The following is a 14,823-nucleotide window of genomic DNA, read 5'->3' on the forward strand; positions in this document are numbered from 1 at the left end:
GAGGAGTTTAAAATAAAGAATTATATATTAAATACCTTACTAAATATTTTAGAGGAGACGATTATGAAGAAAAAAATAGCCTTATTGCTTTGTTTTGTTTTTGTAATGCAACTACTGCTTGTAAGTTGTAAAAAAACACCTGACGTTGATGTAAGTCAATCAAAAGATAATGAAATTACAAAAGGCTTAGATGAAGATTCAATTCAAGACAAGAGGGTAGAGGATAAAATCATCACTGTAAATGATTTAAAGAAAAATTATTCTACTACTGAGACCTATACAGAACCATTATATGGATTGTCCAAAAACGAAGTCATCTCTTGTCCTATTGAATTTACTTTGCCAGAGAGTGCTGAAATTACGGATTATGCTAATGTGTATGTAGATTCTAATTTAACAATACCGGCCGGAGCAGAAGCTTCCTATGATAATAACACACAAACAATTAAACTAGCACCTCCAAAAAGTCCTGTTTATAAGCCGGTAACTAACATGTTCTCTATCGTTAAAAATGAAGGATGGGGCTACGCAAATACATACTATCTAGCTTATTTTTATGATTTAAATACAGGAGAGAAACTAGAAAAACCGCAAATAACTATTTTTACAGTTGAAAGAGATTTAAAGTCTCCATTTCTTAAATATGAGATAAAAGATGGAAATATACGATACTACTGGGATGAGGTTCCAGGAGCAGTGGAATATATACTTAGTTTTGTTAAGAAAGATGATACTCAGTTTGATTTTCTATCCTTTAAAAAAGTGAAAGATTTAGAGCATGTGGATAAGGACATCATCGAAATGGGAGTCCATAAGTTAATCAACTTTAAATATAGATTAAATAATGACGATGATCTTGATCTTTACTATGTTACGGTTATGGCAATTGATAAAGATGGTAATGCATCCAATGCAAGTAATATGATTTCCATTGATTCTTTTCGAAATCAACTGCCATACAGAGCACTTAGTCAATCAGAAGAAGGGGTAAGCTCTATAGCAGATAAAATTAATTTGCTGGGAAACAGACGTCTTGTAGAAATGTGTGATGGCAGCACGGTCCTGTATACAGTTACCTATGATATTGAAAATGCAAGAATTACCCAATTATCGGATATTGTATTTAAGCTGGAGGGGGAAGATAGAACCCTTTTAGTTCTGGATTCTTTTATCGATGGTACAGATTTAAAATTAATTTCCATAGTAAAGAATTTTGATGAGACAACTATGGAAAAAGAATTGAAGTTATTATATGAGCAAACAGAAGCTTCAAAAGGAAATGCTGGTGTAACGAATAAACCAGAATTTACCGTAGTGGAAGAAAATAATCAAAAGGATAGTCCTAAGAATCCGTCAAAGGAATCTGAAATTGTTGTAAAAGGTGATAACTTTCCTGTATTTGCTTCCAGTGCTTTATCAGAATACCTGGCAAGACATATGCTTTTAAATGAAGAAACGATTGACCTGAGGGACTTTAGCGAAGCAGCGGATATTGATTTATTATGGGACTCTTTGTATGAAGCAATCTATCAGAATCCTCTTATTCTTGGTGTAAGCAGTTTTCAATACAATCGTTTTACTAAAATGTTGAATATTGAGTATGAGCAAGATAGGGCGGAACAGGAAAAGAAACAGGAAGAAATTAAAAAGGAAGTACTGCGTGTTGTTAATGATATTATAACACCGGGAATGACAGATATTGAAAAAGAGTACGCAATCAATCAGTATTTATGTGACATTGCCGAATATGATAATGCTGCGTTAGAAAATGCAATGGAAAATGATTATATTGTGGATTCTTCTTTCCGTGATTCCTTTACACCATATGGAGTTCTTATAAATAAGACAGGTGTATGTGCCAGTTATGCAGCAGCATTTAAGCTATTAGCGGAACAAGCCGGACTTAATTGTATTGTTGTTACAGGTAATCTAAATGGTAATCTGCCCCATGCCTGGAATCGAGTATTTGTAGATAATGAGTGGAAAACTGTAGATTCTACTAATAATGATAATGAAGAGTTATTCAATGCTTTGTTAAATCTTCCGGATAAGGCTGCTGCAAAGGTCTTAGTCGAAGATGATCGTTATATCCTAAATCAAAAATACGGAGAATTTACTTCGGTAATGGAGGAAGCTGAGTACTACAGGGCAAGCAACCAATATTTTAGTAAAAGTACTATAGCAGACAGTCTTGCAAAAGAAATATTGGCTTCTGGTACTGTTACACTTCGAACAGATTATGACTTATCCGATGAGGAATTCCAAGACATTGTAATGTCAGTGATTGAACGTGCAAAATTGGAAGACAAATTAGACAGATTAATGGGTGGGCATTGGCTTGGCGTTATCTATTTATCCGTTGAAGACTAAGAGAATGGAAAGGATGAGACAAGCATGAAAAGAATAAATATTTAATACTATAATAATGATGCACTAGTATGTACCGCATGTTCAAGCAGTAAAAAACAGTGAATAATACACCGGCTACAGCAGGAATATATGTAATGAACCTCACCGGTAAATAGTACAAATAATATAGGATAGACCAAAGAGGATTTCTATGGTAGAATAGCGTTTAATGACTATTTAACTAGAAGGAGAGTACATAAAAATGGAAAAAATAAAATTAGCGCTGATGGGCTGTGGATATCTGAATGAAATTGTTGCCAATGCATTAAAGGATGGCTATCTGCCGGAATATGAGCTTGTAGCTGTATTAGGAAAGACTTATGACCGCACGAAAGCATTTGCTGAGCATTTTGGATGTAAGGCATGTTCTGATATAAATGAACTTATGGAGACGAAACCGGATTTTATCGCTGAAGCAGCATCAGTTAAGGCTGTAAAGGATTATAGTGAAATCGTGTTAAAGGGAGGCTCAAATCTTGTTGTATTATCTATCGGAGCTTTTGCAGATCAGGAATTTTATGAACGGGTAAAAACTACAGCAGCACGTAATAACCGCCGTGTTTATATTGCCAGTGGTGCTGTAGGGGGTTTTGATATTTTGCGTACCGCAGCTTTAATGAGTCCGATTACCGCCTCTATCAGTTCGCAAAAAGCACCGGGTTCACTTTATTATACGCCCCTTTACAAAGACGGACTACTTGATATTACAGAACGGGAGCAGGTATTTACCGGTACCACCAAGGAAGCTATTTCTATCCTTCCTACCCATGTTAATGTAGCAGTGGCAACTGCTCTTGCCAGTGCAGGTCCTGAAAATACTGTCATGAATATCGATGCAGTACCTGATTTTAAGGGGGACGAATACAAAATTGAAATACAAGGCGAAGAAGTAAGAACGGAACTTAATATCTATTCACGAACCAGCAAGGTTGCAGCCTGGAGCGTAGTAGCTGTTCTGCAGAATGCAGTGTCGCCAATTGTATTTTAGGAGGTATGAGAACATGTTTAAAAAGTTAGTGGCAATTGAGCCAGTTAGCTTGATTCCCTCTGCGGAACAAAAACTTCATGATTATGCAAAAGAAGTAATCTTATTTGATGATATACCAGAGGATAATAAAGAGATTATTCACCGAATCGGAGATGCCGATGCCGTACTGCTTAGCTATACCAGCAGTATTGATAAGGAAATTTTAGATGCCTGTCCCAATATCCGCTATATCGGAATGTGTTGCAGCTTGTATTCACCGGAAAGTGCCAATGTGGACATTCTTACTGCCAATGCTAAAAATATCACAGTTTATGGAATACGTGATTATGGTGATCAGGGAGTTGTTGAATATGTAATCAGTGAGCTTATTCGTTATTTACATGGTTTCGGAAAGAAGCAGTGGAAGGAGCTGCCGGTAGAGATTACTGATTTAAAAGTCGGAATCGTAGGTCTTGGTACTTCAGGACAAATGATAGCAGTTGCACTTCAGGCTTTTGGGGCAGATGTATATTATTATAGCCGTACCCGAAAACCGGAAGAGGAAGCAAGAGATATTAAATATCTGCCTTTAAAAGATTTGCTGCAGACTGTAGATGTAGTCTGCACCTGTCTAAATAAAAACGTCATCTTATTCCAAGAAGAACAATTTGAATGGCTTGGAAATCACAAAATCATGTTTAATACCTCCATTGGTCCATCACATGATATTTCTGCACTTACCAAGTGGCTTTCACATGGGGATAATGAATTTTTCTGTGACACTGCAGGTGCGTTAGGGGATACAGGTGAGCTTCTGTTACATCCTCATGTCAATTGTATGGATGTGTCTTCCGGCCGGACAAAACAAGCCTTCGATCGTTTAAGCGAAAAGGTATTGAATAATATTGAGACATACTTAAAGAGTGACATAGAATTAAGATAAAGATATCCAAAATATCCATTATCCACACAGCATTATGGTAGATGCAAAAAATAATATATTTGCATTTCCAATTATAATAGATGATGACCTGTATGATAACAGAAAAACCGGTACAGTTGTAAAGATTGATCCTTCCTCCGGTTTAACCACACTTGCTGACGTAAATGGTTTTACGTATGAATTTTTGATGCCCGTTTTTGCTATGGGAATGATAAATTATATTTTTTGGCAGATGGCAGGATAACAGTATATAGCTATCCGGAATGTCAACTTATGGATAGTACTTTATTTTACTAGATAGCAATGCTTTTGTTACAGATATTTTAATTTTAATGCCTTGTTATAATCATGATTTTATTAATAAAACGAAAAGGAAGGTATAATATAATGAGCATTAATAAAAAAATATGTCCTCTATGTGGAAAAGAGAATAACTGTGGTTATGAAAAAGGCTTGGAGCATGGTACCTGTTGGTGTACAACCATCAAGGTTCCAAAAGAACTTTTAGCGCAAACTCCGGAGGAATTAAAGGGAAAGGCATGTATATGCCGTGATTGTATCATTGCTTTTAAGGAAAAAAATAATAATAAATAGGACAATCCTATTATCTGCTTTAGATCAAATCAATGCCAGTTAATAATATAATGTTTATTGAATCCAATTTATTTTACTGGTTAATGAAAAATAAAGATGGTATCCTCAAGTCATTTCATGACTTGGGAGATACCATCTTTTAGGTTCTTTGCCAAAAGTGTTTATTACGCTGTACTTTTTTAACAAACATTTGTATGGCTTAGCATTGTCTTATTTATCTAGTAAAAAAACAGTCCAAAAAACTTTAGACACTTTTTTATGTGATTCATTATTCTATATCAGCTATAATGCGGCAAGGTAATCCGGTTGCGATTTCATCATTAAACCATAGAGCGTAAATGTTAAAGTTAATAGCGTCAACTAACTTATCTAAATTCGTAAGATTTTCTACCACATAAACTCCTTTCGATTCACATAATCTATCAGCTTTTTCATGCTCATCACCACGTCGGATGCCAGAACAGTCAATTCCGATAAAACGTATTTTTTTACTCAATAAATAATTAATCAAATCATGGGATAATTGGGGATGGTTAGAGAAATAGCCAGCTGTTCCATAAACTTCATTTTCACTACGTGCTGTACGAATCAGAACGAAACTATTTTGCGGGATATTTATACCGTCTATATCATCTATTCTAACTTCTCTTTCTTCGGAAATACTGGACACATCCAGTAATACACCTATATTTTTAAAATATTCTAAAGGTATTGTTGACTTATTATAAACATCCAAATGTGTACCTGCATGACCGGTTGCAATATGTCTGTTCTCTTGAGTGGATAACCACTGTTCCATTAATTTCTTATCCATTTCTGTAGTTAATTCAATTTCCATATTATGATTCCTCCTTGATTAGCTGTTCCAGGTAAGCGTTAAATAAGGTTAAAAAGGATAAAATTATTTCTCGTTCATTTAAATCAATGGTTTCTAAAAAGTTTATATCTCTTTCTACCCATGCTTTATGGGCAATTTCATGTTGCTTATAAATATCCATACCTTGATCGGTTAATTTGAAGTACAATTCTTTCTTATTTTCAGGATGCTTAAAGGCTTCAACTAGCTTATGTTCCATTAATCTTTTCGTAATCTTGCTTGCTGCTCCTCTAGTTATATTCATAATCTGGGCCAATTTTGTACCATTGATTTGCACTCCCTGTCCGATTATTTCAATGCAATGAATTTCTGTAAGACTATAATTAAAATTTAGTTTTCCATTTATTAATTTACTTAATATATCCTGATAATTATATAGCCGTGTAAACTCATATAGGATTTTATCATTCATTCTATCACCTCAATATTATTTCCATGGAAACAATATTATCCTATTTAATTCTATTTGTCAAGTTTTAAATTAATAAAGAATAGTTCAGTTAACTAATAATAGCATTAACTGGAGGTATTTTCTGAGAAGTATTTATCTGGTACCAATAAAATATCTTGCTAATTTAAGATTAATTTGTTATTATAAATGTACAAATAAAAGGGAGGTGTCTTGATGTCGTCTATTCGATAAGATAATGAACAATAAATTTTGAAGCTCTCGTATCACGAGGGGGTATTTGTTGTACTTATTTTGAGGATAGATAAACTCAAGCTACCTATACTTTAACTAAAAATTATAGGTCTCTATACAAAGACAAAAATTAGGTTAATATAATGACTGATTTTTGTCTATAACATGAGAAACACTAAAAGTGTTTCTTTGTTGTTAGTGTATTATTAAGTATTGCAGGTAACTCTGAGTGATAGGGTTATCTGTTTTTTTTGTTCTAAATATTACATTATTAATTTTAATAACGATACCAGCCAGCCAATGTAAATGTTTATCAAACCATTAAAAAAATCAAAGGAGGAATGATGATATGATTAGAGAATTTATGTTAAAAGATTTAGACTCCATCATGGAACTGTGGCTAGAAACGAACAAACAAGCTCACGATTTTATCGATAACAGTTATTGGGATAATAACTTTAAATCTGTTAAAGAAATGCTGCCCCAATCAACAATTTATGTATATGAACACAATAGCCAAATACAGGGATTTATAGGTCTGATTGATGATTATATTGCAGGGATATTTATTTCTAAGGACAATCAATCCAGAGGAATAGGCAAAAAACTTCTAAATTACACTAAAGAAAAGTATATGAAATTATCTTTACAAGTCTATCAGAGAAATGCCAGGGCAGTTCAGTTTTATTTAAGAGAAGGCTTCACAATTTCCAAAGAACAAATAGACGAGGGAACCGGAGAAATAGAATATATTATGGAATGGAGCCGATAATCTGAATTTAGGGTATGTACATCAAAAACAGCTAGTTTCTTTTGGATTTGCGAAATTAAAGCTGGGCAGCCAGTAGACTAAAGGGCTGTTGCCATTTCCCAAAAAGATAGTCAATTTGACATACTGATAAAACAATATTATAATTAATGAAATAAGTTAATGGAAGGAGTGCACTTCAGCATGCTAAGTACATTTTCCTCGGTTCGTTATGCGTAGCAAAGGCTATTGAATACAACCGAATGGACGAATAGCCTTTGCTCGAACCTAAGAAAAATTTAGGAGGGAGCATAATGGGCTACAAACAAGGCGGGAAAATATTCCCAGCTAAGTTGTTAATTGAGATACAAAACTATGTTGATGGGCAATATGTTTATATTCCCCGCAAAGAAGGCAATCAAAGAATGTGGGGGGAAGTTAATAGAAGTAAAGAAATAATCAAAAAGAGAAACATTGAGATTTTTAAAAAATATAACAATGGAATTTCTGTAAAAGAACTTGCATCAATATATTATTTATCTCCAAAAACCATATATAAAATTATTAACAAAATAAAATCTAGTTTATAATTTCAAGAAAAGCGACATGGACTTCCCTATGTCGCTTTTTTATGTGCTTTACTGATGTGATGTAAGGAGTCAGAAAGTAGAAGTAGTATTCAACTGCAAAAAGTATTGAAAAATAAGATGATTGATCATTCGGATAAAGTGCTGTACAGTCGTATACTTAATTAACAGAAAGTCTCCTATTCGATTGTTAGACAAAGAGTAGACACTTGACATGTAGGTTATCTGTTATAATAAAAAATAAGTAAAGCTTTATGTAAACAAATACTAACTTACTAAAATAATGGTACCTATTAGGTTGAAAAGAAAATGATAGATAAGATGGATGTAGTGTCGTAATACAGTACGCGTATATTGATAATGTTAATTATGTACTTTGTGCGGTTGAAAAAGAATTGTAAAAGTGATAGGTGTAATAATGAAAAATAACTATTTAGATATAATGTATCAAAATGTAAAGATTCAAGAAGGCCGGCAGGCCATAGAGAAATTATTGATTGACTTTTATTTTTCCCGTGGAGATACCAGTAAAGATTATGCCATATTAAACAATATCCCTGTACCTTTGGTAACAGCAATAAAAAATGAAGCGATGAAACTTAAGCTTTTAGAAAAATCAACCGGTATTCATTTGAGTCTCAAAGGTAAACAATTTGTTGAAAACGAATTAGGGTATAAAGGAATTAATGTGGAATTATATAAAAAATTAAATCATAATTATGTTGACGAGGTAATTGAGCAATTATCACAAAAGCTTAATAATATCTTTGAGAACAGGCCAGAAGTGGATGTATCTGTTGATCAATCTAAATGTACTCTGGAAACTGCTATAAAAAGAGCTTTATTATGTCTTGAAAATAATTGCTTGATTGGGAAAAATATTCTCTGTGTCGGTGATGATGATTTGATCAGTGTTTCCATAGGAATACTGTTGCATACTTTATATGGAGGCAACATGAACCTATGTAAAACAAAAATCTATGTTTTAGACAGTGACCAAAGAATATTGGATTATATTAGTGATATCGCAAGAATTTATGACTTACCTATAGAGTGTTACAATATTGATTTCCGTAACCCAATCCCCAGCAAATATCTTTGCAAAATGGACTGCTTTTACACAGACCCTCCCTATACATTATCAGGAATGAAGTTATTCTTATCAAGAGGATTGGAATGCCTAAAAAATTCTGTTTCTTTGAACGTGTTCTTATCCTACGCCCATAAATCACAAGAAGAAATGTTAAAAATTCACAAGATGTTTATCGAATTAGGTTTATCTGCATTAAGAATTATGCCCCAGTTTAATCGTTATGAAGGTGCAGGTATTTTAGGAAATAGCAGCCAAATGTTTTTATTGAAGACTACCGCAGCTACAAGAACACCAAGTATGGGGGAAAAATTTAATATTCCAATATACACAGGAGAAATAAAAAGGACGCGCCGGAAATACGTCTGCAAGAAATGTAATACCATACATTATGTTAGCTTTGAAGATACTTACAGTACAATAGAAAAATTAAAAACTGCCGGCTGTACAATTTGCGGCCACCATTTCTTCAATATGGTTAGTAAAAAAGAAATATTAAATGGTAATAAGGAAATTTACAAATAACACCATATAGGATCCTAGTAAATGTAAATATAATATAAAATCATAGGAAAAGAGCATATCAGTATGTCACAATAATGTATCCACAGTTAAGATACAACTTTAAATTTACACAATTAACAATGGAATTAAATGAAAGGGAAATAAATTTTGAAATACACAGGATATCACCTAATGTTTGATTTATTTGGTTGTAATTTTGACCAACTAGAAAATACAGATTATATAATAGAAATGCTTGAAAAATTAGTAGAGATACTGGATGCCACAATTATTTCAAAAGCGTTTCACAAGTTCCATCCTCAAGGGTTAAGTGTCGCATTAATCATTTCAGAATCACACGTAACAATACATACATGGCCGGAAGATAATTATGTAGGAATTGATATATTTACATGCTCCAAAAGTTTTGATTCTGATAAAGTAGTAGCATATTTAAAAGAAAACTTAATATTTGAAAAGATAGAAATGAAGGAAATATTGAGAGGTCAAATTTGTTGATATTACACTTTGAATTTTATTCTGTACTGAAAATATAATTTTATTAAATGGGGGCTGTCCCACTAAGTAATTAGTGACCAGCTCCTTTTTCGTGAAAACAACACCAAAATAACAGTAAATCCTTTGCAAATCCTAAACTTCAGGCATTTCTGAAATGCCTGAAATATTAACAGAATTTTATTTAAGTTGATCAATTGGGCATTCCAATTGCTGTTCTCGTATAAATAACGGTTTATGTTTATATAAGCTGCACGTAATTGTGTCAGTTTCATGGTCTTTTTTTACATATATGCAATCTCTGAAAGGTGAAGTTGTTCTGATTTCATATTTAAAATTCATAGCTATAATAATCAATAGTATCGTTAAAGCAAGCAAAAAGATAAGCAACGGTATTTCTAATCCTCTCTTTGCCGCCCATTGGTATAGTTCTAAGCCGATTCCCATTTTAACACCGCCTTATTATAGTAATTAGAAGTTTATACTTCATGTATATATTATATCATAAATATGGTCAGTATGGATATACTATCTAAAAAATATATACTTTATGAACACGATTCGACCTAATGTGTATATTACAATTATACGCAAAGGAGGATGAACTATAATGAATGAGGATGATAAGCACGAATATGAAGCTTTATTTATAAGGCAACTGGAAAAATTTCGTATAGATAAAGGAGTTTCACAAAGAGAAATGTCTCTATCCCTTGGTCAATCAGCAGGCTATATCGCAAAGCTGACCAGTGGACACAATCTACCGCGGATGATAACATTCTTTTGGATATGCGATTATTTTAATATCCATCCACGGGATTTTTTCAATGAGGAAATCATAGGAAATCCGGTACTGATAGACTCCATTAATAAGGGATTATATAAGCTGAGTAACGAACAACTTAAATATATATTAGCTCTTGTTACGGATTTGAGTAAAAAGTAAAAAAAGTCATGTAATTCCATTTGATTTATAATTTTATACTTGAATTGATTCCGCACTTGCCTTTCTAATTTTAAATTTATTGACTTAATAATCGCCTTCATTTATAATTTATTTACCTGATGTAGTGCGTAAAATGGAGTTAGAATTCCACTTCTCCGTTTGTGATAATAAATTGTGGTACAAGCAGGTTAACGGCAGAAGAAGATACATTCATGAGTTCCCTATGTTAAAGGAGAGAAGTAAATTCTACAATTAAGTGGTATCAGGGGATTAATGAGTAGATTTAAGGAACAGCAGAAAGGGAAAAATATGAATACGTATCATAATGTAATGGAGACATTGGTACTTCAAATGTTAGATGAAATGTGGGATACTTTAGATTGCTGTAAATGTGAAAAATGTAAAATGGATATTATCGCTTGTACATTAAATCAATTACATCCTAAATATGTTGTAACAAAAGAAGGGGAGTTATATGCCCGCTTATGTGAATTAAATAATGAGCACGAAATCGAAATTGTTATAGCATTAACAAAAGCTATTAAAGTTGTAAAAGATAATCCAAAGCATGACGAATAGCATCTACTGCGTATATTGAGTTTATAACTAGAAAATTAAATAATAAAATAAAAAGACTGTTATAAAATATACAATTTGGCAAAATAATTATATATTTTATAACAGTCTTTTTTATAAATTACAGTTACGAATGGGTTAGTTTCGTAACTGCTATATGATGAATTAAGCGATTGAATTAACAGCTTTGCTTAAACGAGATACTTTTCTTGATGCAGAATTCTTATGATAAACGCCTTTTGAAGTAGCTTTATCAATTTCAGAAATTGCAGTAGTAAGAGCTGTTTTAGCAAGTTCTTTGTCGCCGGCAGCCACAGCAGCATCAACTTTCTTTATAACAGTCTTAACTTTAGATCTGATTGCTTTGTTTCTTAAAGTCTTAGTTTCATTAACTAAGATTCTTTTCTTAGCAGATTTAATGTTAGCCAAATCATACACCTCCAAAAATAATATTATTGAATTAACTTTGTTTCATTAAATCCGGACACGGTCGTTCTAATGTAAACATACTATTATATAGTATTATAAACCAAGACATCTGTCAATACATATTTTTTAAATAAATGAAGAAAATACTACAATAGATATAATTGTTTTAACTTATTTTGTATAGAGAATCTATTTTAAATTTTATTACGGTTAATAAAATAGATGTTCAGAATGCTTTATCTTAACGTAAGTAAAAGAAATGATATGGAGAGTGATATTATGGTAGATAAAAATACGGATGGTTCTAACCAGAGTTTCAATAGTTTTTACAATAAAGAAAATGTAAAAGGTATGTCCCGTACTGACCTTGCATTAGAAGTTCGTGAGAGTTTCAAGGAAGATGATGTTGAGATTAAGGGAGTTATTCTGGATGAAGAATATAATAAGGATAAGGATATACGGATAACAACTGTTGTCATAAAGGATCAAAAAGGTGCAGAAGCCATGGGTAAACCCATTGGAACCTATATAACCATTGAAGCACCAAAATTACAGGAAGATGATGAAAGCTTTCATGAACCTATTACTGAAGAAATAGTAAAATATCTTAAAAAAGTGGCAGCTAATTTGGAGGAAGTAAATGTTCTGATTGCCGGACTTGGTAATAGAGAAGTAACACCGGATGCTTTAGGACCACAAGTGGTGGATAATTTATTTGTCACCAGACATTTAATTCGGGAGTTTGGCGATGAATTTAAAGAAAAAAATAATTTAGGTAATGTAAGTGCTATATCACCGGGAGTAATGGGGCAAACCGGTATGGAATCCAGTGAGATTTTACGGGGAATTATCAAAGAAACAAAGCCTCAACTAGTTATAGTAATAGACGCCCTTGCAGCAAGAAGCATCAATCGTTTGAATACTACCATTCAAATCACCAATACTGGAATCAGTCCGGGATCCGGTGTAGGGAATAATCGAAAAGCTTTGAACAAAGAAAGTCTTGGAGTTGATGTCGTTGCAATTGGAGTTCCCACTGTTGTGGATGCTGCAACTATAGTAAATGATACTATGGAACAATATATGAGAAAGCAAGGATTGGAGGAAAAAGAGATTTATCAATTTCTTTCAGAAGTTAATCAGCAAACTGCAAATATGTTTGTAACACCGAAAAGCATTGATGATTCTATAAAAAGAATTAGTTTTACCATATCAGAAGCACTAAATAAATGTTTCTCATAATAAGCATGTCTAAAATCTTTTAAAATAATGCCCTAAAAAGTTATCATAAATTAGAAAGCTGCATATGATAGAATATGACATTTGCTTACTAAAGATGCATTACCCAAGTAAGATTTTAGACTACATATTAATTTGCAGTGGCAAGTACGGCCGTAAAAAAGGAAAAAAAATCGGGAAAGGGTAATCCTCGGCATTCATTAGAACGCGCGAAAGCATGGCAGGAAAGAGGGAAGACTGAAAGAACTTCATTCTTTCAGCCGGAGATTGTGCTGTACAAAATCTCCAAACTTTGAAAGGAGCATGGTTATTAATATGAAAAAGTGTAGCAGGTACAGAAAGGCTAGACTGTTTCATATAACCGTATGGGGGTTAATAGTTTTCTTAAGCATTCGATTAATCATTCAATGTATACAGATATTTGGGGCAGAATTAAACACAGATTCAAGAACCCCTGTTGAAAATAAATTGATTTCCTCCTTATGTAATTATATGATGCAGAGTAATATACCAATTGCAGATTATGTGATAAACGACGGTAAAGATAATAAACAAAATAATTTCATTCTAAATGCTATGGCCGGTATATCTCCAATTAACCGATATGTAGCAGAAAATGCAGATTCAAACCATTACATAGAAGAAGATCATGATTCAGGAGTATTAGCAAACGGAGACTTAAAATTCAGTGATGAAGTTTATATGGCAATTCTAAATGAGAACAAAAAAAAGTTACTTGATGATTCAAATGGAACGAATGAAGATTCTGACATGGATAGTGAAGCAGCAATGACAAATCCCCAAAACCTAATGCCAATTGATATTATAAACGGAGATGTTTATTTGGAGCAAGGTGATACCGGTAATCTTATATTAAATGAAAGCAATAATACAAAGAATAAAATAAATGCAAAGGAAACACTGGGAAAAATAAATGGTCAGTATTTTACATTAGAGAATTTACTAAACCGATCATTTTTATATAATAATTTTTATATCACGGATGGTTCCACCAAAGTGGATGATAAAATGTTTGATGCAAAGAAATTATTAGGCAAGGATATGACAATAAAACAAAAATCTGAGAAGCCGCAGATTTTAATATATCATACCCATTCAAGAGAAACATTTATTGACAGCCGTGAAGGTGTTGAAGATGATACCATAGTAGGATTAGGGGCATATTTAACAAAGGTGCTTACGGAGAAATACGGATATAATGTAATACATGATAAAACCCATTATGATATTGTAGATGGTAAATTAGATAGAAACCTGGCTTATAATTGCGCAAAACCAGGCATAGAAAAAATATTGGAATACAATCCATCTATTGAAGTAGTGATAGATTTACATAGAGATGGTGTAAATTCGGATGCTAAAAGGGTGTCCACAATTAACGGAAAAGAAGTTGCTCAACTTATGTTTTTTAATGGTTTAAGTGCAAATTCAAAAGGTGAAAAAATATCTTATCTGGATAATCCATATACTCAGGATAACCTGGCATTTAGTTTGCAATTGCAATTAGCAGGCAGGGAATTGTATCCGGGATTAATGTATAAAAATTATTTAAAGGCCTACCGTTATAATATGCATTTACGTCCGAAATCCTTGCTGGTAGAGACAGGCACTCAGAACAATACATTGGGAGAAGCTAAAAATGCCATGGATCTGCTTGCAGATATATTGGATCAGGTACTGACAGGTAAACAGTAATAACCAAACTAAATCAAGGAGCCCCGCCTGTTGTGATAT

17 protein-coding genes are annotated in these 14,823 nt (G+C 32.9%); 13 read left to right on the forward strand and 4 right to left on the reverse strand.

Translation table 11 applies throughout. The features are described from left to right. Window positions 1–63: 63 nt before the first annotated feature. From BM183_RS03600 to BM183_RS03620, 5 genes are all read left to right on the forward strand, one after another. The gene (locus BM183_RS03600; protein WP_091684451.1) at window positions 64–2,370 is read left to right on the forward strand and encodes a transglutaminase domain-containing protein; all 2,307 of its coding nucleotides are present in this window, start codon (window positions 64–66) and stop codon (window positions 2,368–2,370) included. A gap of 241 nt (window positions 2,371–2,611) precedes the next feature. Next, window positions 2,612–3,397 carry an aspartate dehydrogenase domain-containing protein gene (locus BM183_RS03605; RefSeq protein WP_091684453.1) on the forward strand — a complete coding sequence of 262 codons (786 nt, stop codon included), beginning with the start codon at window positions 2,612–2,614 and terminating at the stop codon, window positions 3,395–3,397. Between the two features lie 13 nt (window positions 3,398–3,410). After that, window positions 3,411–4,319: a D-isomer specific 2-hydroxyacid dehydrogenase family protein gene (locus BM183_RS03610; RefSeq protein WP_091684455.1), complete on the forward strand. Its 909-nt coding sequence runs from the start codon at window positions 3,411–3,413 to the stop codon at window positions 4,317–4,319. 34 nt (window positions 4,320–4,353) lie between these two features. After that, window positions 4,354–4,563: a hypothetical protein gene (locus tag BM183_RS03615; protein WP_091684457.1), complete on the forward strand. Its 210-nt coding sequence runs from the start codon at window positions 4,354–4,356 to the stop codon at window positions 4,561–4,563. 143 nt (window positions 4,564–4,706) lie between these two features. Then, window positions 4,707–4,913 (forward strand): cysteine-rich CWC family protein, encoded by a 207-nt coding sequence (locus BM183_RS03620; RefSeq protein WP_091684459.1) that lies wholly within the window; start codon window positions 4,707–4,709, stop codon window positions 4,911–4,913. A gap of 268 nt (window positions 4,914–5,181) precedes the next feature. Here the strand turns inward: BM183_RS03620 and BM183_RS03625 are convergent, their stop codons facing one another. Both BM183_RS03625 and BM183_RS03630 read right to left on the reverse strand, forming a co-directional pair. Beyond that, the gene (locus tag BM183_RS03625; RefSeq protein WP_091684460.1) at window positions 5,182–5,751 is read right to left on the reverse strand and encodes a cyclase family protein; all 570 of its coding nucleotides are present in this window, start codon (window positions 5,749–5,751) and stop codon (window positions 5,182–5,184) included. A gap of 1 nt (window position 5,752) precedes the next feature. Then, window positions 5,753–6,202, reverse strand: a complete 450-nt coding sequence (locus tag BM183_RS03630) for a MarR family transcriptional regulator (protein ID WP_091684462.1) — start codon at window positions 6,200–6,202, stop codon at window positions 5,753–5,755. Window positions 6,203–6,782: 580 nt separating this feature from the next. On the opposite strand from BM183_RS03630, the gene BM183_RS03635 reads away from it, so the two are divergent. The 4 genes from BM183_RS03635 (at window position 6,783) to speD (ending at window position 9,881) form a co-directional block, all read left to right on the forward strand. Beyond that, window positions 6,783–7,205 carry an N-acetyltransferase gene (locus tag BM183_RS03635; protein ID WP_091684463.1) on the forward strand — a complete coding sequence of 141 codons (423 nt, stop codon included), beginning with the start codon at window positions 6,783–6,785 and terminating at the stop codon, window positions 7,203–7,205. Window positions 7,206–7,495: 290 nt separating this feature from the next. After that, window positions 7,496–7,771, forward strand: a complete 276-nt coding sequence (locus tag BM183_RS03640; protein WP_091684465.1) for a CD3324 family protein — start codon at window positions 7,496–7,498, stop codon at window positions 7,769–7,771. A gap of 415 nt (window positions 7,772–8,186) precedes the next feature. Continuing rightward, window positions 8,187–9,383: a bis-aminopropyl spermidine synthase family protein gene (locus tag BM183_RS03645; protein WP_091684466.1), complete on the forward strand. Its 1,197-nt coding sequence runs from the start codon at window positions 8,187–8,189 to the stop codon at window positions 9,381–9,383. A 147-nt stretch (window positions 9,384–9,530) separates the two neighbouring features. Next, the gene (gene speD / locus BM183_RS03650; protein WP_091684468.1) at window positions 9,531–9,881 is read left to right on the forward strand and encodes an adenosylmethionine decarboxylase; all 351 of its coding nucleotides are present in this window, start codon (window positions 9,531–9,533) and stop codon (window positions 9,879–9,881) included. 177 nt (window positions 9,882–10,058) lie between these two features. On the opposite strand, the gene BM183_RS03655 is transcribed toward speD, so the two are convergent. After that, entirely contained in the window at window positions 10,059–10,325 is a 267-nt protein-coding gene (locus tag BM183_RS03655; RefSeq protein WP_091684470.1) for a hypothetical protein, read from the reverse strand. Between the two features lie 163 nt (window positions 10,326–10,488). On the opposite strand from BM183_RS03655, the gene BM183_RS03660 reads away from it, so the two are divergent. Next, window positions 10,489–10,824, forward strand: coding sequence for a helix-turn-helix transcriptional regulator (locus BM183_RS03660; protein ID WP_091684471.1), 336 nt, complete (start codon window positions 10,489–10,491; stop codon window positions 10,822–10,824). A 273-nt stretch (window positions 10,825–11,097) separates the two neighbouring features. Next, complete coding sequence (locus BM183_RS03665) at window positions 11,098–11,403, forward strand: late competence development ComFB family protein (protein ID WP_242960840.1); 306 nt, start codon at window positions 11,098–11,100, stop codon at window positions 11,401–11,403. 162 nt (window positions 11,404–11,565) lie between these two features. On the opposite strand, the gene rpsT is transcribed toward BM183_RS03665, so the two are convergent. After that, window positions 11,566–11,829, reverse strand: coding sequence for a 30S ribosomal protein S20 (rpsT, locus tag BM183_RS03670; protein ID WP_091684473.1), 264 nt, complete (start codon window positions 11,827–11,829; stop codon window positions 11,566–11,568). Between the two features lie 279 nt (window positions 11,830–12,108). On the opposite strand from rpsT, the gene gpr reads away from it, so the two are divergent. Beyond that, window positions 12,109–13,071 (forward strand): GPR endopeptidase, encoded by a 963-nt coding sequence (gene gpr, locus BM183_RS03675; RefSeq protein ID WP_308742636.1) that lies wholly within the window; start codon window positions 12,109–12,111, stop codon window positions 13,069–13,071. 312 nt (window positions 13,072–13,383) lie between these two features. After that, complete coding sequence (spoIIP, locus tag BM183_RS03680; RefSeq protein WP_170847877.1) at window positions 13,384–14,784, forward strand: stage II sporulation protein P; 1,401 nt, start codon at window positions 13,384–13,386, stop codon at window positions 14,782–14,784. The last annotated feature ends 39 nt before the right edge of the window (window positions 14,785–14,823 follow it).

Origin of the sequence: Anaerocolumna aminovalerica (assembly GCF_900115365.1) — a bacterium.
GTDB lineage: Bacteria > Bacillota > Clostridia > Lachnospirales > Lachnospiraceae > Anaerocolumna > Anaerocolumna aminovalerica.

Bases quoted from the DNA above. Each gene is read 5' to 3' on its own strand.
- BM183_RS03600 (WP_091684451.1), top strand. From the start codon at position 64: ATGAAGAAAAAAATAGCCTTATTGCTTTGTTTTGTTTTTGTAATGCAA.
- BM183_RS03605 (WP_091684453.1), top strand. From the start codon at position 2,612: ATGGAAAAAATAAAATTAGCGCTGATGGGCTGTGGATATCTGAATGAA.
- BM183_RS03610 (WP_091684455.1), top strand. From the start codon at position 3,411: ATGTTTAAAAAGTTAGTGGCAATTGAGCCAGTTAGCTTGATTCCCTCT.
- BM183_RS03615 (WP_091684457.1), top strand. From the start codon at position 4,354: ATGGTAGATGCAAAAAATAATATATTTGCATTTCCAATTATAATAGAT.
- BM183_RS03620 (WP_091684459.1), top strand. From the start codon at position 4,707: ATGAGCATTAATAAAAAAATATGTCCTCTATGTGGAAAAGAGAATAAC.
- BM183_RS03625 (WP_091684460.1), bottom strand. From the start codon at position 5,751: ATGGAAATTGAATTAACTACAGAAATGGATAAGAAATTAATGGAACAG.
- BM183_RS03630 (WP_091684462.1), bottom strand. From the start codon at position 6,202: ATGAATGATAAAATCCTATATGAGTTTACACGGCTATATAATTATCAG.
- BM183_RS03635 (WP_091684463.1), top strand. From the start codon at position 6,783: ATGATTAGAGAATTTATGTTAAAAGATTTAGACTCCATCATGGAACTG.
- BM183_RS03640 (WP_091684465.1), top strand. From the start codon at position 7,496: ATGGGCTACAAACAAGGCGGGAAAATATTCCCAGCTAAGTTGTTAATT.
- BM183_RS03645 (WP_091684466.1), top strand. From the start codon at position 8,187: ATGAAAAATAACTATTTAGATATAATGTATCAAAATGTAAAGATTCAA.
- BM183_RS03655 (WP_091684470.1), bottom strand. From the start codon at position 10,325: ATGGGAATCGGCTTAGAACTATACCAATGGGCGGCAAAGAGAGGATTA.
- BM183_RS03660 (WP_091684471.1), top strand. From the start codon at position 10,489: ATGAATGAGGATGATAAGCACGAATATGAAGCTTTATTTATAAGGCAA.
- BM183_RS03665 (WP_242960840.1), top strand. From the start codon at position 11,098: ATGAGTAGATTTAAGGAACAGCAGAAAGGGAAAAATATGAATACGTAT.
- gpr (WP_308742636.1), top strand. From the start codon at position 12,109: ATGGTAGATAAAAATACGGATGGTTCTAACCAGAGTTTCAATAGTTTT.
- spoIIP (WP_170847877.1), top strand. From the start codon at position 13,384: ATGAAAAAGTGTAGCAGGTACAGAAAGGCTAGACTGTTTCATATAACC.